Raw genomic sequence first — 18,622 nt, forward strand, 5'->3', positions numbered from 1 at the left:
CGGACCCGCATGACCCGACCATCCCTCAGGACCCCCCGCTAATGTGCGGGATCTTCGGCATCGCCGCCTTCGGCGCGCGCCCCGACGCCACCGCGCTGGAGGCGATGCGCGGCGCGCTGCGGCACCGCGGCCCCGACGCCGACGGCGTCGCCGTGGCCGGCGGCGTCGGCATCGGCAACGTGCGGCTGTCGATCCTCGATCTCAGCCACGCCAGCGACCAGCCGATGCTGGGCGCCGACGGCGACGGCGACGGCGACGGCGACGTGGCGCTGGTGCAGAACGGCGAGATCTACAACTATGTGGAACTGCGCGAGGAGCTGATCCGCGCCGGTGCCGGCTTCCGCACCACCGGCGACACCGAGGTGCTGCTGCAGGCCTATCTGCACTGGGGCCCGGAGTTCGTCACCCGGCTGAACGGCATGTTCGCGATCGCCGTACACGACCGCCGCGACGGCACGCTGTGGCTGTACCGCGACCGGCTGGGGGTGAAGCCGCTGTTCCTTGCGGACACCCCGCAGGGCGTGCTGTTCGCCTCGGAGATCAAGGCGCTGCTGGCGGCGGGCGTGGCGGCGCGGCCGTCGATGCCGGCGCTGGCGGCGTTCATGGCGCAGGGCTTCGTGCCGCCGCCGGCGACGGCGTTCGAGGGCATCGTCCACCTGCCGCCGGGCAGCCGCGCGCGGATCGACGCCGACGGCATCGCGGTGGAGCGGTACTGGCGGCTGGAAGACGTCGCCCCCGACCGGGCGCTGGACGCGCCCGCCGCCCGCGCGCAGGTGATGGAGCTGCTGGACGACGCCACGCGGCTGCGGCTGCGCTCGGACGCGGCGTTCGGCGCGTTCCTGTCGGGCGGGCTGGACAGCGGCACCGTGGTCGGGCTGATGGCACGGCACATGGACCGGCCGGTGCGCTCGTTCTCGATCGGGTTCGAGGACCCGCGCTTCGACGAGACGCCGCACGCGAGGGCCGCCGCCGCCCGGTTCGGGGCGATCCACCACACCGAGACGGCGCATCCCGACATCGCCGCGCTGTGGCCGCGATTCATCTATCACTGCGACCAGCCGCACCAGGACGTGTCGTTCATGCCCACCGACCTGGTGTCGCGGCTGGCGCGGCGCGAGGTGAAGATGGTGCTGACCGGCGACGGCGGCGACGAGCTGTTCGCCGGCTATGCCAAGTACCTGGACCTGTTTCCGCAGGGCGCGGCCGCCGACCTGCCCAAGGGCTGGGAGGACAGCTATCCCCGCGCCATCGGCCTGCTGACCGGCGATCAGCCCGCGCGCCTGCTGCGCGGCGCGCTGGCGCAGGCCTGGGCCGACGCCGACCCGTTCGCGCCGTCGGCGGACGCGCTGCGCCTGGCCCCGGCGCAGGACCCGGTGAACCGGGTGCTGCTGGCTGACACCGCGCTGCTGCTGCCCGGCAACAACCTGGTCAAGCCGGACCGGATGGCGATGGCGAACTCGCTGGAGGTGCGCTCGCCGTTCCTCGACTACCGGCTGGCCGAGCTGGCGTTCCGCATTCCCGGCGAACTGAAGCTGCGCGGCGGCACCACCAAGGCGCTGCTGAAGGACGCGGTGCGCCCGCTGCTAGGCCCCGAGCTGACCGACCGGCGCAAGCAGATGTTCACCGTGCCGATCGGCGAGTGGTTCCAGGGCGCGCTGGCGCCCTATTGCCGGGCGATGCTGCTGGACGGGCGGCTGGCGGCGCGCGGCTGGCTTGATGCCGACGCGACCGCCGCGCTGGTCGAGGCGCATCTGGCCGGGCGCGAGAACCACACCCGGCAGGTGCGGGCGCTGATCTCGCTGGAGATCTGGGCGCGGCTGTTCCTGGACCGCGACCCGGAAATGCTGGCGCAGGCGACGGCATGACGCTGCACACGATGATGATCACCGCCGATCCGGGCATCGCCCGGCATGTGACCGATGCCGGCAACGACGTGCTGTTCGTCGATCTGGAAAGCATCGGCAAGGCCGACCGGCAGGGCCATGTCGACAGCTGGAAATCGCCGCATGTGCCTGCCGACGTCTCGCGCCTGCGCGCGGCGGCGCCGGACGCGGTGCTGATGGTGCGGCTGAACCCGTTTCACGACGGCACCGGCGCCGAGATTGCCGACGCGCTGGCGCGCGGCGCCGACGCGCTGATGCTGCCGATGTTCCGCGACTGGCAGACGGTGGCGCGATTCGCCGACCTGGTCGCGGGCCGCGCGCAGGTGGTGCCGCTGGCCGAGACCGCCGGCGCGCTGGCGGCGATCCCCGACCTGCTGGCGCGCGCGCGCCCGGACCGGCTGCACATCGGGTTGAACGACCTGCACCTGGACCTGGGGCACCGGTTCATGTTCCAGCCGCTGGCCGAGGGCCTGCTGGACGCGCCCGCCGCCGCACTGCGCGCCGCCGGAGTGCCGTTCGGCATCGGCGGGCTGGCGCGGTTGGACGCCGGTGCGATCCCGGCGCGGATGGTGCTGGGCGAACACGCCCGGCTGGGATCAAGCTGGGCGATCCTGTCGCGCAGCTTCCACGACCGCGCGACGACGCTGGCCGAACTGACCGCCCGCGTCGACTTTGCCGCCGAGCTTGCCGCGCTGCGCGCCTGCCTGGCCGGATGGCAGGCGGCCGGGCCGCTGGCGCTGGCGGCGAACCGCGCCGCGTTCCGCGACGCGGTGGCCGCCGCCGGCGGCTGAGAATCCCCACCTGCGGTGCGCTGCATCAAACTTGTGTTGACACCTGACCCCACCGGCGTAGTTTCCGGCTCGCAGGCTCGGGCATGGCCCTGACCGGGTCGCGCACCGGCGCTGCCGGTCTGGACACCGTTGTCGCAGCTTGCTGCGGCCATGCGAAGAAGGGGCCTTCTGTCATGGTAGCCCGCACCATCCCGGTCGATCCGTTCGACCTTGTCATCTTTGGCGCCACCGGCGATCTGGCCCGGCGCAAGATCCTGCCCAGCCTCTACCGCCGCCGCCAGGCGGGGCAGATGCCCGAGGGCGCGCGGGTGATCGGCGCGGCCCGCTCGAAGATGACCCGCACCGCCTATCAGAAGTCGATCCGCGAGGCGCTGGAGGAATTCGTCCCCGAGGCCGAGCGCACCGCCGCCACGGTGAAGGCCTTCGTCGACTGCATCGATTACGTCGCGGTGGACGTCACCGGCGACGGCGGCTGGCAGGAGCTGTGCGGCAAGCTGCGCCCCGACGTGGTGCGCGCGTTCTACCTGTCGGTGGCCCCGTCGCTGTTCGGCACCATCGCCGAGAAGCTGGCCGAAAGCGGCCTCGCCACCCCCGACAGCCGGATCGTGGTGGAAAAGCCGCTGGGCCACGACCTGGCCTCGGCGCAGGAGCTGAACGCCAAGCTGACGCGGCATTTCGACGAGCAGCAGATCTACCGGATCGACCATTATCTGGGCAAGGAGACGGTGCAGAACCTGATGGCGCTGCGCTTCGCCAACGCCCTGTTCGAGCCGCTGTGGAACGCCCAGCACATCGACCATGTGCAGATCACCGTCGCCGAATCGATCGGCGTCGAGGGGCGCGGCGGCTATTACGACAAGTCCGGCGCGATGCGGGACATGGTGCAGAACCACATCATGCAGCTGCTGTGCCTGACCGCGATGGAGCCCCCGGCACGATTCGAGCCCGATTCGGTGCGCGACGAGAAGCTGAAGGTGATCCGCGCGCTGGACCCGATCCACGTCGACGACACCGTGCGCGGCCAGTACCGCGGCAACGGCTCGGCCGGGTATCTGGAGCATGTCGAGAACCCCGACAGCAAGACCGAGAGCTATGTCGCGCTGAAGGTGCAGATCTCGAACTGGCGCTGGGCGGGCACGCCGTTCTACCTGCGCACCGGCAAGAAGCTGCGCAGCCGCCTGTCCGAGATCGCGGTGATCTTCAAGGAGGTGCCGCACTCGATCTTCCCCGAGGTCTCGAACCGCAAGGGCAACGCGCTCATCATCCGGCTGCAGCCGGACGAGGGCATCACCCTGCGGATGACGATCAAGGATCCCGGCCCCGGCGGCATGCGCCTGCGCGAGGTGCCGCTGGACATGACCTTCGCCGACGCGCTGGGCGACGAGTTCGACATCCCCGACGCCTACGAGCGGCTGGTGATGGACGTGATTCGGGGCAACCAGACCCTGTTCATGCGCGGCGACGAGGTCGAGGCCGCCTGGGCCTGGACCGACGCGCTGCTGGCGGAATGGCAGGACTCCCCGGACCGGCCGCAATCCTACGATCCCGGCGGCTCGGGCCCCGACGACGCACTTGCGCTGCTGCACCGCGATGGCCGACGGTGGAGAGACATCCCCGGCTGACGCCCCGACCAGACGACCTCAAGGCCCTGACACCCGAACCTAGAGGACGACATGACCCTGAATGACACGGTGGCCAGCGTCACGGCCCAGATCAAGGACCGCTCGCGCGCCAGCCGCTCGGCCTACATGGACCGCATGGCCCGCGCCCGCGACGAGGGACCGCGGCGCGCCCACCTGAGCTGCGGCAACCAGGCGCACGCCTATGCCGCGATGGGCGAGGACAAGGACCGGCTGGCCCTGGGCCATGCCGGCAATCTTGGCATCGTCACCGCCTACAACGACATGCTGTCGGCGCACCAGCCCTACGAGGACTACCCGAAGCTGCTGAAGCAGGCCGCGCGCGAGGTCGGCGGCACCGCCCAGGTCGCCGGCGGCGTGCCGGCGATGTGCGACGGCGTCACCCAGGGCCAGACCGGCATGGAGCTGAGCCTGTTCTCGCGCGACGTGATCGCGATGGCCGCCGGCGTGGCGATGAGCCACAACACCTTCGACGCCGCCGTCTACCTGGGGATCTGCGACAAGATCGTGCCCGGGCTGGTGATCGCCGCCGGCTGCTTCGGCCATGTGCCCAGCATCTTCGTGCCCGCCGGGCCGATGCCCTCGGGGCTGCCGAACGACAAGAAGGCCAAGATCCGCCAGCAGTTCGCCAGCGGCGAGGTCGGCCGCGACGCGCTGATGAAGGCCGAGATGGACAGCTATCACGGCCCCGGCACCTGCAATTTCTACGGCACCGCGAACACCAACCAGATGCTGATGGAGTTCATGGGCCTGCACCTGCCCGGCGCCAGCTTCGTCAATCCGAACACGCCGCTGCGCGAGGCGCTGACCGTGGCCGCCGCCAAGCGCGCGCTGGCGATCAGCGATCTCGGCAACGACTACACCCCGGTGTGCGACGTGCTGGACGAGCGCGCCTGGGTGAACGGCATCGTCGGGCTGATGGCCACCGGCGGCTCGACCAACCTGCTGATCCACCTGCTGGCGATGGCCCGCGCCACCGGCGTGATTCTCGACTGGGAGGATTTCGCCCGGATCTCGGACGCGACGCCGCTGATGGCGCGGGTCTATCCCAACGGGCTGGCCGACGTGAACCACTTCCACGCCGCCGGCGGGCTGGGCTACATGATCGGCGAACTGCTCGACGCCGGGCTGCTGCACCCGGACACCAAGACCGTGATCGGCGAGGGGCTGGAGCGTTACACCCAGGAACCCAAGCTGCTGGACGGAGAGCTGGTCTGGACCGACGGCACCGACGAAAGCCTGAACCCCAAGGTGCTGCGCCCGGCCTCGGACCCGTTCCAGGCCACCGGCGGCATGAAGCGGCTGGCGGGGAACATCGGCACCGGGGTGATGAAGGTGTCCGCCGTCGCCCCCGAGCGCCATGTGATCGAGGCCCCGGCGCGGGTGTTCCACGACCAGGAGGCGGTGAAGACCGCGTTCCGTGCCGGCGAGCTGACCGGCGACATGGTGGTGGTCGTGCGCTACCAGGGCCCCCGGGCCAACGGCATGCCCGAGCTGCACTCGCTGACGCCGATCCTGGCGGTGCTGCAGGACCGCGGCCAGCGGGTGGCGCTGGTCACCGACGGGCGCATGTCCGGGGCCAGCGGCAAGGTGCCCTCGGCGATTCACGTCAGCCCCGAGGCGCTGGACGGCGGCCCGATCGGCCGCATCGCCGACGGCGACATCGTGCGGGTCGACGCGGTCAAGGGCACGCTGGACCTGCTGGACCCGGCGGCGCTGGAGCGCGCGGCCGAGGTGCCGGACCTGACCGGCAACCGCCACGGCATGGGCCGCGAGATGTTCCAGGCGTTCCGCGACCAGTGCAGCCCGGCCGAAATGGGGGCCTGCGCGCTGCTGTGACCGGCTGGATCGAGGATACGGCGGCGCTCGAGGCGCTTTACGGCACGCCGCGTGCGGCGGCGACGGTCAAGGTCGCCGACCGGATCACCCCGGCGTACCGCGCCTGGATCGAGGCGTCGCCGTTCTGCATCCTGTCGACCGTCGGGCCGGAGGGGCTCGACGGCTCGCCGCGCGGCGATGACGGGCCGGTGGTCGCGGTGCTGGACGAGGCGACGCTGGCGCTGCCCGACCGGCGCGGCAACGACCGCATCGATTCGCTGCGCAACATCGTGCGCGACCCGCGCGTCGCGCTGATGTTCCTGATCCCCGGCGCGGGCACGGTGATCCGGGTCAACGGCAGCGCCCGGATCAGCGCCGCCGCCGACCTGCTCGACCGCTTCGCCAGCCACGGCAAGCCGCCGCGCAGCGTGGTGGTGGTGTCGGTGCAGGAGGTCTATTTCCAGTGCGCCCGCGCGGTGATGCGGGCAAGATTGTGGGACGGAGGCATCGCCGATCCCGCGGCCCTGCCGACGCCGGGCCGGATGCTCGAGACGATGAGCGGCGCCGCGATCGACGGCGACGCCTACGACAGGGACTGGCCCGGCCGCGCTGCCGGGTCGCTATGGTAACGGACGCAAGGGAACCGCCGCGATGACGAGGATCACCGGAAAAGACGCAAGCGTGAAGAACCGGGAACTGGCGGCGCTGGCGCCGATCATCCCGGTGCTGGTCGTCAACGACGTCGCCCACGCCCGCCCGCTGGCCGAGGCGCTGGTCGCCGGCGGCCTGCCGGCGCTCGAGGTCACGCTGCGCACCCCCGCCGCGCTGGACGCGATCCGCGCCATGGCCGAGGTGCCCGGCGGCGTCGTCGGCGCGGGCACGCTGGTCACCCCGCAGGACGTCGCCGACGCCGTCGCGGCGGGCGCGAAGTTCGGCGTCTCTCCGGGCGCCACGGCGTCGCTGATCGCCGCCTGCGAGGAGCATGGCCTGCCGCTGCTGGCCGGCGCCTCGACCGCGACCGAGGCGATGGCGATGCTGGAACGCGGCTATGACATGCTCAAGTTCTTCCCCGCCGAAACCTCGGGCGGCGCCCCGGCGCTGAAGGCGATCGGCGCGCCGCTGCCGCAGATCGGCTTCTGCCCGACCGGCGGCGTCAGCCCGAAGAACGCGAACGACTACCTGTCGCTGCCCAACGTGCTGTGCGCCGGCGGCAGCTGGGTCGCCCCCGCCGACAAGGTGGAATCCGGCGACTGGACAGGCATCGAGTCCCTGGCCCGCGAGGCCGCCAAACTGGAGCGTTGATCATGTTCGACAAGCTGCGCGCCCACCGCGAGTCCACCAAGGATCGCCGGATCGGGGACCTGTTCGACGGCGCCCGGTTCGACGCCTTCTCGGCCCGGCTGGACGACATGCTGCTGGACTTCTCCAAGACCGGCATCGACGCGACCGCGCTCGGGCTGCTGCTGGACCTCGCCCGCAGCCGCGGCGTCGAGGCCCGGCGCGACGCCATGTTCGCGGGCGGGAAGATCAACGCGACCGAGGACCGCGCCGTGCTGCACACGGCGCTGCGCAACCGCTCGGACGACCCGGTGATGGTCGGGGGCCAGGATGTGATGCCCGGCGTGCGCGAGACGCTGGGCCGGATGTCGGCCTTTGCCGACGGCATCCGCATGGGCCGCATCGCCGCGCCCTCGGGCAAGCCGTTCACCGACGTGGTGAACATCGGCATCGGCGGCTCGGACCTCGGCCCGGTGATGGCGGTGCTGGCGCTGGCGCCCTGGCATGACGGGCCGCGCACGCATTTCGTCTCGAACGTGGACGGCGCGCATATCCACGACGTGCTGAAGGGGCTGGACCCCGAAACCACGCTGGTAATCGTCGCCTCGAAGACCTTCACCACCATCGAGACGATGACCAACGCCGAGACCGCCCGCCGCTGGATTGAAAGCGCCGTGGGCGACAAGGCGGGCGGCCACTTCGCCGCGCTCTCCTCTGCCGTGGACAGGACGCAGGCGTTCGGCATCGACCCGACCCGCGTCTTCGGCTTCGAGGACTGGGTCGGCGGGCGCTATTCGGTCTGGGGGCCCATCGGCCTCAGCCTGATGATCGCCGTCGGCGCGGACAATTTCGCCGCGTTCCTCGCGGGTGGTCATGCCATGGACCGGCACTTCCGCACCGCGCCGCTGGAGCGGAACCTGCCGGTGCTGCTGGGCCTTGTCGGCATCTGGCACAACAACGTCTGCGGCTATCCGACCCGCGCCGTGCTGCCCTACGACCAGCGCCTGCTGCGGCTGCCCGCCTACCTGCAGCAGCTGGACATGGAATCGAACGGCAAGCGGGTGGCGCTGGACGGCTCCACCCTGACCGAGGCCTCCGGCCCCGTGGTCTGGGGCGAGCCCGGCACCAACGGCCAGCACGCCTTCTACCAGCTGATCCACCAGGGCACCCGCGTGATCCCCTGCGAGTTCCTGGTCGCCGCCAACGGCAACGAGCCGGACCTGAAGCACCAGCACGACCTGCTGGTCGCCAACTGCTTCGCCCAGGCCGAGGCGCTGATGATCGGCCGGCCCGAGGCCGACAACCCGCACCGCGTGTTCCCCGGCAACCGGCCCTCGACCATGCTGCTCTACGACCGGCTGACGCCCGAGACCTTCGGCAGGATCGTCGCGCTCTACGAGCACCGCGTGTTCGTCGAGGGTGCGATCTGGGGCATCAACAGCTTCGACCAGTGGGGCGTCGAGCTGGGCAAGGAGCTGGCCAGCGAGATGCTGCCGCTTGTGGAAGGCGGCGACGCGTCGGCCAAGGACGGCTCCACCGCCGGGCTGCTGAAGGCGCTGCGGGACCTGCGCGCATGACCGACCGACTGGCGCCGCGCATGGCGCGGTTCTCGGCCTCGCCCACCGTCGCGGCGACGGCCCGGGCGAACGCGGCCAGGGCGGCGGGCCGCCCGGTGATCTCGCTGACCACCGGCGAGCCGGATTTCGACACGCCCGAGCCCATCGTCGAGGCCGCCATCCAGGCAATGCGCGACGGCCAGACCCGATACACCGCCGTTGACGGCACGCCGCGCCTGAAACAGGCGGTGATCGACAAGTTCGCGCGCGAGAACGGGCTGAGCTACGGCATGGACCAGGTGATGGTCTCGACCGGGGCCAAGCAGGTGATCTTCAACGCGATCCTGGCGCTGATCGGCGCGGGGGACGAGGTGATCTGCCCGACGCCGTGCTGGGTCAGCTACCCGGACATGGTGAAACTGGCCGGCGGCACGCCGGTCGAGATCACCTGTGGCCCGGAAACCGGCTTCAAGCCGACGGCGCAGGCCCTCGCCGCCGCACTGACGCCGAAGACCCGCGCGATCATGCTGAACTCGCCGTCGAACCCGACCGGTGCGGTGCTGTCGGCGGACGAGCTGCGCGCGCTCGGCGGCGTGCTGAAGGACCGCCCGGACGTGATCGTGATCTGCGACGACATCTACGAGCACCTGACCTACCCGGGCACCGCGTTCGCAACCCTCGCCGCCGTCTGTCCCGAACTGAAGGACCAGGTGCTGACGGTCAACGGCGTCTCCAAGGCCTACGCGATGACCGGCTGGCGCATCGGCTATGGCGGCGGGCCCGCCTGGCTGATCAGGGCGATGCGGGTGCTGCAGTCGCAGTCCACCACCAACGCCTGCTCGGTCGCGCAGGCGGCGGCCGTGGCGGCGCTGGACGGCGGACTGGGCACGGTACACGCGCGCCGCGACGCCTTCCTCGCCCGCCGCGACCGGCTGGTCGCGTGCCTGGCCGCGATGCCGGGGCTGCAGGTCCGGGCCCCCGAGGGCGCGTTCTACCTCTGGGTCGGGATCGGCGACCGGATCGGCACGAGACTGCCGGACGGCACGCGCATCGCCGACGAGGCCGCCTTCGTCGACGCACTGCTCGACCGTCACGACCTGGCCGTCGTCGGCGGCGCCGGCTTCGGCGCCAGCCCCTACATGCGGATGACCTTCGCCGCCTCGGACGCCGAACTGGACGCGGCGATGGACCGGTTGTCGGACTTTCTCGCCAGCCTCACCCGCTGATCCGCCGCTTCCGCCCCCGCTCAGGGGGCGGAAGCTGAACGACCTATCGCGGCCTGCCGCGATTCCGCCGTGTCACGGGCGGCAAGGCGGGGCGCAAGCGCGCCCATCAACGCCGATGCGTTCAGATCCCACCGCCCCTCGGGCCCGGCCGCCTGCCCCGACACCCGCTGCCGCAGGTCCGGATCCCGCAGCAGCCGGCGCAGCAATGCCGTCATCTGGTCGACCACGCCGTGATTCTCGACCAGAAAGCCGGTCTCGCCGTCGCGGATCGCCTCGGCGACGGCGCCGACGTCGGTCGCCACCGGGATCACGCCGACGCGCTGCGCCTCCATGATCGTCAGCGGCAGCCCCTCGTCGCGCGACGGCATCAGCAGCACATCCAGCCGGGCGAAGGCCTCGGCCAGCTCGTCGATGCCGAAGGCGGCGGGGTAACGCGCCACACTGTCCGGAATCGTCAGCCCGCTCTGCGCGGCGATCACCGCGCTGCCGGTCAGCGAGAATTCGATCGGCAGCCCGGCGCAGGCGCGGGCGATCTCCAGGTAGCGGTCGGCCCCCTTCTGCGCATCCAGCCGGCCCAGGAACCCGACCCGCAGCGGCGCGTCTGCCGGCCGTGCCCGGCGCGCCTGCAGCGCGGCGCGGACCGCCGGCGCCGGCATCGGGAAACCGGGGCCGTTCGGGATCGGCAGCAGCTTGGCGCTGGGCACGCCCTGCGCGTGCATCCAGTCCGCCAGCCGGGTCGAGCAGGTCAGGATCAGGTCCAGCCCGCCCTCGTAGGCGACGCCCAGATAGGGCGTGCCGTAGGCGCGGCCATAGCCGCCGGTCTCCAGCAGGTGCTCCCAGCTCAAGTTCAGGATGCCCTTGGACCGCAGCGCGCCCAGCCCGTGGAACAGCGCCGCGCAGCCGGTGGCGATGACCGCGTCCATCCCCGACAGCGGCCCCAGCATGTCGCGCAACAGGGCCGGCGACGGTGTCGCGGCAAGGTTGGTGCCCAGGTACTGCGGCCCGCGCCAGTCGCGCAGCTTCGGGTCCGAGATCTGGTGGACGGTCTCGAACGGCGCGGTCAGCCAGCCGGTGCCGGCCATGGCGACGTTGCCGTACACGAACAGGTGGCAATGCACCCCCTGCCGCTTCAGCGCGTCGGCCAGCGCGACGATGCATTTCTCGACGCCGCCGAACTGGAAGATCGGCGCGACGAAGCCGATGTGCGTGCCCGGCGCCGGGTCGTGCGGCAGCGGCACGCCGCCCATGGAATGGGCCCGCAGCGCCCAGTTCATGTTCGCCGGCCCGGTCACGGCGGGATCCTTGCGCCAGGGGCGCAGCTGCTGCAGGTAGCCGCCGTCGCGCTTGTCGGCGGCGCGCACGCCGCGGATCAGGCCGCGCAGGGCCTGAGGCGGCGCGGCGCCGTCGACGGTTGGCGCGGTCTCCAGCTCGACGGTGACCTCGGCGACGCGGGCGCGTTCGATCCGCTTCAGCACGCTCTGCTCGGCGCGGCTTTCCTTCTTGAAATTCGGGAACGCGAACTCCGCCACCGTCGCGGTGCGGATCATCAGCAGGTCGGCTTCGGTCAGCGCCTCGAACTGGCGGTCGCGGGCGATGCGGTGGGCTTGCTCGGCGACGACGCGCTCGCGCTTGCGCAGCGGCCGGGCGCGCTGCGCCGCCGGCGGCGCGGCGGGCGGGCGCGCGGTGATGCGGCGTTGCCCGTCGGGGTGGCGGCGCAGCCGGATCACGGCGACCTCGGCGTCGGCCAGCGCCGCGTGCAGGTGCCACAGCGCCGCGGGCGCCAGACCCGCCGCGCGCAGCGCCGCCAGCGCCGCCGGCCGCGCCAGCACCCAGGCGACCGGGCGCGGCACCTGGCCGGGCCGCGCCCGCGCCGCCAGAAACTCGCCGATCAGCGTGTCGCGCTCGCCGGGCCGGGGCTGCATCGGGTCGGTGCACAGCGCCACCCGCGACGGCGATCCGGTCTCGATCAGCGCGTAGCGCGGCGCCTCGGCCGCGGCGTGGCGCGCCACACCGTCGCGGTCGAACAGCCAGCGGTGGCGGCGCCGGATCTCGGCGCGCAGCACCACGTCGTTGTCGTGCGAGCCGGCAAGCATGCTCTCGGGCCGCTTGCGGTAGCGGAAGAACGCCTGCGCCACCGGCTGGCCGCGGAACCCGGCGGCGGCGGCCGACAGCCAGAACTCCCAGTCCTCGTAGCCGCCGCGCATCGTCTCGTCGAAGCGCAGCCCGGCGTCGAGCAACCGGCGGCGGATCAGGCTGCCGGCCTCGCAATGGTTCGACTCGGCCATCCGCGCCAGCGAGAACGGCCCGCCGTTGTGGTATCCGTCGTTCAGGCCGAACATGTCGAAGTTCGGATAGAACCAGTCGGCCTGCGGCTGGCCGTCCAGCAGGTGCGCGAACAGGTCCATGGCGTGCGGGTCCAGCCGGTTGTCGGCATCCAGCGGGAACACCGCCTCGAGCTGCGGATACCGCGCCAGCGCGAAGTCGATGCCGGTGTTGCGCGCCCCGGACAGGCCGCGGTTGGCCTGGTGCAGGCGGTGGAAGCGGCCCGGATGCGCCGCCTGCCAGCCGTCGAGCGCGATCCGCGTCTCGGCGTTCGGGCAGCCGTCGTCGACCGCCACCACGGCGACCCGCTCGCCCAGCGCCAGGGCGCTGGCGATGGCCTCGTCCGCCAGCGCGCTGTGGCGGAACACCGGGATCACGACCGCGACGCGGAGCCCGCTCATGCGGCGCCGCCCGCCCTGCTGGTCAGGCGGTAGCCGTGGAACAGCGCGTCGGCGTTGCGGTTGAACGGCATGTTGGGCATGGCGGTGGCCAGCAGCAGGTCGACCGGCCCGGACAGCGCCGCGGGCGGCTCGTACCAGACCTCGCCCCATTCGGCGGGCAGCAGGTGTACCCACGGCCCGAGATGGCCCAGCGCCTGCTCGGCCGAGCCGACAGTGCCCGCCGGCGCCGCGCCGATGGCGAAGGCGACCTCCATCGTGTCGTGGCGGCCGATCTGCACGATGCCGCGCAACTGCACCAGCGCCTCGGCGCTCAGACCCGGCACGCGCGCCACCACCGGGCGGTGCGCCGATGGGTGGACGAAGTGCGCGTCCTCGTCGGTCCAGTGCTCGACGGCGGTGAAATCGGGATAGGCGCGCAGCCCGCGGCGGACCCTGCGCGCCCAGTAGGGCAGCTGTTCGGGCGGGCCCAGGTCCGACGGGCGGATCAGCCGGGTCACGCCGTCGGCGGGCAGCGGCCGGCGGGTGTCGTGCAGCGGCGGCGCCGGCATCCGCGGCAGCGTCCGGTAGACGCGCAGCGCCAGCGGCCGCGCCAGCGCCCGGTCGCCGCTTCGGGCGCAGACGTCGGCGAACGGGCTTTCGGGCGCCAGCGAAAGCTGCAGCGCGCCGTCGCCGGTCGCCGCCAGCGCGACCTCGGCATCCTCGGGCGCGCCGCCCGGCGCGCGCGGCAGCGTCAGCCGCAGCCAGCCGGCGTGGCCTTCCGGCAGGTCGATCTCGGTCGCGGCATCCTCGAAATCGGGGCCGACCGGGCGCACCAGCGTCATTCGCAGCCGCGCACCGGCGGGGGCCGAGGCGGCGAGGTGCACGTCGACCGCCGCGAAACCGCGCGCCGGCACCGGCAGCGGCTGGCGCAGCGGCGCGTCGCCCGCGGCCAGGGTCGCGGTGTCGGCGGTGGCGGGCCACGCCCGCACCAGCTTGTGCTTCGGCGCCAGCGCGTCCCAGACCCAGGATTCCAGCTCGGCGTGATCGGTCTGCATCTGCATGTGCGCGCTGCGCAGCGCGGCCAGCGCGGCGCGGTCGGCGGCGCCCTGGCGCAGCACCGCCCGGTGCCGGTCGAGCAACAGCGCCAGCGCGGCGGCCGCCAGCGCGGCCGCGCCGGCCTGCGGCGGCAGCCGCCGCAGCGGGATCGCGGCGGCGTCGAGCAGCGCCGACAGCGCGGGGTCGCCGGCCACCGCCTCGGCGTCGGCCTCGGCAAGGCACAGGCCCAGCACCGTCATGTCGCCCAGCGCCAGACCCGGCAAGCCGCCGGAGCCGGACCCGGCGCCGCCCAGCGGGATCAGCGTCGCGCGCCACCGGTCCAGCGCCATCAGGGTGACGCCCTCGGGCGGCTGCGCGGCGGCAAGCGGCGCGCTGACGACGAGAACCGGCGCATCCGGGGCAGGAGAAAGCGGAGCGTTCATGCCGTTCGGACCTCGTGCGGAAACGGTGATCGGCATTGTCCTAGCAGGTCGATCCGGCCCCGGCCAGTGACCATGCGTCGGGCCGGCGGCGCCGGCGGCAGGCGGATCACCGGCCGGCAAACGCGCCCGCGGACCGGGCCGAGGATCGGGCCGAGGACGGGCGCGGGTCAGCCGCTGAGGTAGTTGGTCACGATCATGAAGTCCTCCATCGCCGTGCCGATCTGCCCGACCTCCCTGTCGACGACGACGTGGATGTAGCTTCGCGTCTCGGGCGCGTCGGGGTCCGGCCGGCGCTCGGCGCTGTGCACGGTCAGCTCCAGGAAATCGCCGTCGGCCAGCGCCAGCACCGCGGTCGAGCGGACGTGGACCGCGGTCAGCGCGGACAGCTTGCCAGCCTGCGCGGGCGGCAGGTCCACCCGCAGGTTGCGCTCGCCCATCGGCGTGAACCGCGCGTCGCGGCCGGCCGGGAACATCCGCCGCTCGGCGCGCTGGCGCTCGTTCTCGCGGATGTAGGGCTCCATCGAGGCGCCGTCGCCATGGGGCAGCACCACGACGTCGGTCAGGTCCATGGTGGCGATCTCGGCGGTGGGAACCTTGACGAACAGGCTGACGAAGGCGGTCTCGCTGGTGGTGTCCAGCTGGTAGGACGACAGGTCGAAGCGCAGATCGACGATCTGCCAGCTTTCGTTGATCCAGGCCTGCCGCGTCGGCCAGACGTCGTCGAACTCCTCGGTGCCGTGCTCGTAGGTCACCCGCAGGAACACGTTCAGCGGCCCCGGATAGCTGGAGCGGGCCAGCAGCGACAGGTCGATCTCGTTCTCCATCAGCCGGCCGACGTCCATCATCCGCTGCGCCAGGAAACAGTAGCCCTCGGGGTCGGGGCGGGCGTTGTCCAGCCGCAGGTAGGTGGCGGTGCGGCTGCGGGTCAGCGGGAACAGGGCGTTGTCCCGTTCCTGGCTGGCGATCAGCGCGCCGCGGCGCCGCGACGACGGGATCAGCCAGTCGTTGGCGATGTACTGGTAGGGGTCCACGCCCTCGTGCCGGGTGCCCAGCGACCAGAACTCGAACGCGCCGTTGGTGACGGCGTTGCGCTGCCGCCCGACGTTCTGGCCGCGCCGCTCGTGACGCGCCAGCAGCGTGTGCATCTGCCGCAGCAGGGTGTCGTCCGGGGTGATGCCGTTGCGCTCCATGAAGGCCAGCGCCTCGCGCACACGGCCATAGGCGGCCAGCAGCTTGACCACCAGCTCGCAGGCCTCGGGGCTGTTCGGGCGGTAGCGCAGGCTGGACAGCTGGGCCTCGAGGTCGGCGTGCCGCCGGCGCTCGACACTCTGTTCGTTCCAGTAGACGTATTCGCGCTCGACCGCGGTGAAAAAGCCGACCCGCATGATGCCGCGCATCTGCGCCAGGTCGAGCAGCCGGTGGCTGTCGAACAGCGGCGCGACGCCGCGCAGCTGGTTGATGATGTACTTGCCCGAGTTGAGCTCCTTCATCATGCTCTCGTCGTCGGCGCGGTAGTCGAAGACCAGCTCGGGCACCAGCTGCATCCGTGCGCCGGACATGAAGGCGCGGTTGAAGAACTCGTAGTCCTCGCAGCCCTGGGCGTATTCCTCGGTGAAGCCGCCGACGCGCTCGAAGATGCCGCGGCTGACCAGCGCGTTGGCGTCGCCGTAGGTGTTGCCGAACAGCGCCAGCGGCAGCGACGGGCCGACCGGCAGGTACAAATCGTACACCAGGCGGTCGTCGCCGGCGGTGCGGAACAGCCGCGAGACGGTGTTCAGCACGTCGGCGCCGGTCGCCACCGCGACCTTGACGAAGGTCTCGACCTCGTTCGGCAGGGCGAAGTTGTCGTCGTCCATGAACAGGAAGTAGTCGCCGCGCGCGTGGCTGACGCCGAAGTTGCGCGCCGCGCCCAGATAGCGGTTCTCCTGCCGGTGAAGCTGCACCCGGCTGTCGCCGGCTTCGGCGACCAGCGCCTCGGCGGCGCGGAAATCCTGCGACCGGCTGCCGTCGTCGACGACGATGACCTCGAGGTTGCGCCAGGTCTGCGCCAGCACGCTGGCCAGCGCCGCCGCCAGGGTGGTGGGGCGGTTGTGGTGCACCAGGATCACCGACACCAGCGGCTCGGCCGGGGCAGGGGCAGGGGCTTGGGCAGGGGCAGGAGCTTGGGCCGGCGCAGGTACATCCGCCTCGCCGACCGAGCGCCGGGTGAGATCGTCGATCGAGACGGTCTTGCCCCAGGGCTCGACCGGCGCGGCCGGCGCCGACAGGTCCGACAGCAGGCGGTCCCATGCCTCGCCGGCGCGCAGGTGCGTGCCGGCGACGGCGCCGATCACCATGCCCTTGTCCAGCGCCTCGGCGATGCGCCGGGCCAGCTGGTTCGCCCGCGGCTCGACCAGCAGCGCGTCACGCTCGGGCGCGGCGGGCAGCGTCGCCAGCGCGCCGCGGTTCGAGAACAGCGTCGGCACTCCGAAACTGAGGCATTCATAGGCGGTCAGGCCGAACGACTCGTCCATCGACGGCACCACCGTCAGCGGCCGGTTGTTGACCAGATAGCGGATCGCCGCCTCGTGGTCGCAGTTGTTCAGGAACTGGATCTCGCAGTCCCAGTCCTGCGCGTACTCCAGCACCGTGCTGGCCGAGTTCCGGTCCGAGTTGGTGCACAGCGCGCCCAGGAAGGTGATCTTCTTCGGCAGCGTCAGCCGGTTCTTGTGCAGGTACTTGACGGCGTCGAGAAAGGTGAAGAAGCCCTTGCGGATTTCCAGCCGGCCGAAATAGGCGACCTCGTCGATGCCGGTGACCAGATCGCCCTGCCGCAGCCCGGTGTGCAGGTCCAGCCGGTCGGGCAGGATGTTGCTGATCGCGCGGGTGTCGGCGGGCAGCGTCCAGCCCTGCTCGGCGCACCAGTCGAGGATGTGCTGGCTGGGCGCGACGACGAAGTCGGAATACTCGGCCTGCTTGCGCTCCATCTCGTAGAGCGTGATGTCCTCGGCCTCGGTGCCGACCATGTTCAGCGTCCGCGCCCATTCCGACGGCCCGTGCACCACCGTGCCCAGCCGGGTGCCGGCAAAGCCCAGACCAAGCTGCCGGGTCAGCGCGGTGTAGTAGCCCAGCCCAAGGTAGTCGTGGAAGAAGATGACGTCGAAGTCCCCGTCCCGGGCCTGCAGGTATTCCTTTACCGCGAACGCGCGCTTCTGGATGTTGTCGCGCGGGTAGAAGGTGTCGAACTCGGCGCGGACGAAGCGGATGTTTCGCGCGGCGTAGTACTCCTCCCAGCGCGGCGCCTCGTCGGGGTCGAGGTCGGGGTGCACGTACAGGACGGTGACCTCGTGCTCGCGTGCGTGGTGTTCGGCCTGACCGGCAAGCGCGGTCGCGATTCCACCCCCCGTGAACGGCCCCAGGATCTCCAGGGCCACGAAGCAAATCCGCATGAAGCTTTCCCTTTTCGCCCCGGCCGGAGTGACCGGGCCACCTGTCGTCGAAACCGGGCGCCGTGCCGGCCGGTCCCGTATGCGACAGGCAGGGCCGGTTTTCCACCCTTTTGGGGACCGCCCGGCCAACCTGCGTCAACCCGCCCGTGCGCGGCGCGTGGCGGGATCACGTCAGGCGGTGATACAGCTCGTAGTCGCGGGCGAAGGCGCGTTCCAGCCGCATCTGCGCGTCGACCGAGATCACCACGTCGACCCGGGGCGAGACGTTCATCTGCCGGAACTCGAACGGCCGCTGGAACCGTTCGCCGAGGAAGCGGTAGAAGGCGTCGATGTCGTCGTATCGGAACAGGTGATCGACCCGGACCTCGCCGTCCTCGTCGCGCAGGAAATCGTACTGCGTGCCGATGTAGTGGGTGAACACCGGCTTCTCGTCCGCCAGGAAGCCGTCGACGAAGGTTTCGAAGTCGATGTCGCGGGTGGACATCCCGGGCGACTCGCCGTCGCGCTGGCGATAGCGGTACCACGACCGGATCCAGTCCATCGGGTGACGCATGACCGCGCACAGATCCGGCGGCGGCACGTTGATGTGCTGCAGCAACGGACCGAGCAGCGCCCGGTACTCGCGCACGTTCAGATGCTTGGCGTGGGCCGTGCCCTGAAGCACGACGCTGGACACGGGCCGCAGCTGATCCTCGATCGCGGTGGAGCCGGTCTTGGGTCCGGCCAGATAGCACAGCCGGGCAGGAAACGATATCAGCACTCTTGGTCTTTCCGACCCCGCCGCGGCAGGCCATTGCTTTTCTTGTTGACGACCCGGCGATC

Annotated in this window: 12 protein-coding genes; 8 read left to right on the forward strand and 4 right to left on the reverse strand. The window is 71.7% G+C overall.

Translation table 11 applies throughout. The annotated features are described in order from the left end of the window. Positions 1-41 precede the first annotated feature (41 nt). The 8 genes from asnB to GE300_RS13635 all read left to right on the forward strand — a co-directional run bounded on the left by asnB (position 42) and on the right by GE300_RS13635 (position 10,192). The gene (gene asnB / locus GE300_RS13600) at positions 42-1,865 is read left to right on the forward strand and encodes an asparagine synthase (glutamine-hydrolyzing) (RefSeq protein ID WP_154447117.1); all 1,824 of its coding nucleotides are present in this window, start codon (positions 42-44) and stop codon (positions 1,863-1,865) included. Next, positions 1,862-2,674, forward strand: coding sequence for an aldolase/citrate lyase family protein (locus GE300_RS13605; RefSeq protein WP_154447118.1), 813 nt, complete (start codon positions 1,862-1,864; stop codon positions 2,672-2,674). The genes asnB and GE300_RS13605 overlap by 4 nt, the downstream gene beginning before the upstream one ends. Before the next feature lie 173 nt (positions 2,675-2,847). After that, positions 2,848-4,296 carry a glucose-6-phosphate dehydrogenase gene (gene zwf / locus GE300_RS13610; RefSeq protein WP_154447119.1) on the forward strand — a complete coding sequence of 483 codons (1,449 nt, stop codon included), beginning with the start codon at positions 2,848-2,850 and terminating at the stop codon, positions 4,294-4,296. Between the two features lie 51 nt (positions 4,297-4,347). Next, a complete protein-coding gene (edd, locus tag GE300_RS13615; RefSeq protein WP_154447120.1) occupies positions 4,348-6,153 on the forward strand; it encodes a phosphogluconate dehydratase in 1,806 nt (601 codons plus the stop codon). Then, positions 6,150-6,761 (forward strand): pyridoxamine 5'-phosphate oxidase family protein, encoded by a 612-nt coding sequence (locus GE300_RS13620; protein ID WP_325063233.1) that lies wholly within the window; start codon positions 6,150-6,152, stop codon positions 6,759-6,761. Before edd ends, GE300_RS13620 begins: the two co-directional genes overlap by 4 nt. A gap of 22 nt (positions 6,762-6,783) precedes the next feature. After that, the gene (eda, locus tag GE300_RS13625; RefSeq protein WP_154447121.1) at positions 6,784-7,434 is read left to right on the forward strand and encodes a bifunctional 4-hydroxy-2-oxoglutarate aldolase/2-dehydro-3-deoxy-phosphogluconate aldolase; all 651 of its coding nucleotides are present in this window, start codon (positions 6,784-6,786) and stop codon (positions 7,432-7,434) included. A 2-nt stretch (positions 7,435-7,436) separates the two neighbouring features. Next, positions 7,437-8,987: a glucose-6-phosphate isomerase gene (pgi, locus tag GE300_RS13630; protein WP_154447122.1), complete on the forward strand. Its 1,551-nt coding sequence runs from the start codon at positions 7,437-7,439 to the stop codon at positions 8,985-8,987. Then, positions 8,984-10,192 (forward strand): pyridoxal phosphate-dependent aminotransferase, encoded by a 1,209-nt coding sequence (locus GE300_RS13635; protein WP_154447123.1) that lies wholly within the window; start codon positions 8,984-8,986, stop codon positions 10,190-10,192. Before pgi ends, GE300_RS13635 begins: the two co-directional genes overlap by 4 nt. A 20-nt stretch (positions 10,193-10,212) precedes the next feature. On the opposite strand, the gene GE300_RS13640 is transcribed toward GE300_RS13635, so the two are convergent. From GE300_RS13640 to GE300_RS13650, 4 genes are all read right to left on the reverse strand, one after another. Continuing rightward, a complete protein-coding gene (locus GE300_RS13640) occupies positions 10,213-12,915 on the reverse strand; it encodes a glycosyltransferase (RefSeq protein ID WP_233417015.1) in 2,703 nt (900 codons plus the stop codon). Beyond that, positions 12,912-14,372 (reverse strand): DUF6212 domain-containing protein, encoded by a 1,461-nt coding sequence (locus GE300_RS23050; RefSeq protein ID WP_233417016.1) that lies wholly within the window; start codon positions 14,370-14,372, stop codon positions 12,912-12,914. The genes GE300_RS13640 and GE300_RS23050 overlap by 4 nt, the downstream gene beginning before the upstream one ends. A gap of 167 nt (positions 14,373-14,539) precedes the next feature. After that, complete coding sequence (locus GE300_RS13645; protein WP_154447125.1) at positions 14,540-17,800, reverse strand: glycosyltransferase; 3,261 nt, start codon at positions 17,798-17,800, stop codon at positions 14,540-14,542. Between the two features lie 166 nt (positions 17,801-17,966). After that, positions 17,967-18,560: a hypothetical protein gene (locus GE300_RS13650; RefSeq protein ID WP_154447126.1), complete on the reverse strand. Its 594-nt coding sequence runs from the start codon at positions 18,558-18,560 to the stop codon at positions 17,967-17,969. Between the last annotated feature and the right edge of the window lie 62 nt (positions 18,561-18,622).

The sequence above is a fragment of the Halovulum marinum genome (assembly GCF_009697225.1).
Taxonomy (GTDB): Bacteria; Pseudomonadota; Alphaproteobacteria; order Rhodobacterales; family Rhodobacteraceae; genus Halovulum; species Halovulum marinum.

Excerpts from the sequence above, each read along its gene's own strand:
- asnB (WP_154447117.1), top strand. The coding sequence starts at position 42 with ATGTGCGGGATCTTCGGCATCGCCGCCTTCGGCGCGCGCCCCGACGCC.
- GE300_RS13605 (WP_154447118.1), top strand. The coding sequence starts at position 1,862 with ATGACGCTGCACACGATGATGATCACCGCCGATCCGGGCATCGCCCGG.
- zwf (WP_154447119.1), top strand. The coding sequence starts at position 2,848 with ATGGTAGCCCGCACCATCCCGGTCGATCCGTTCGACCTTGTCATCTTT.
- edd (WP_154447120.1), top strand. The coding sequence starts at position 4,348 with ATGACCCTGAATGACACGGTGGCCAGCGTCACGGCCCAGATCAAGGAC.
- eda (WP_154447121.1), top strand. The coding sequence starts at position 6,784 with ATGACGAGGATCACCGGAAAAGACGCAAGCGTGAAGAACCGGGAACTG.
- pgi (WP_154447122.1), top strand. The coding sequence starts at position 7,437 with ATGTTCGACAAGCTGCGCGCCCACCGCGAGTCCACCAAGGATCGCCGG.
- GE300_RS13635 (WP_154447123.1), top strand. The coding sequence starts at position 8,984 with ATGACCGACCGACTGGCGCCGCGCATGGCGCGGTTCTCGGCCTCGCCC.
- GE300_RS13640 (WP_233417015.1), bottom strand. The coding sequence starts at position 12,915 with ATGAGCGGGCTCCGCGTCGCGGTCGTGATCCCGGTGTTCCGCCACAGC.
- GE300_RS23050 (WP_233417016.1), bottom strand. The coding sequence starts at position 14,372 with ATGAACGCTCCGCTTTCTCCTGCCCCGGATGCGCCGGTTCTCGTCGTC.
- GE300_RS13645 (WP_154447125.1), bottom strand. The coding sequence starts at position 17,800 with ATGCGGATTTGCTTCGTGGCCCTGGAGATCCTGGGGCCGTTCACGGGG.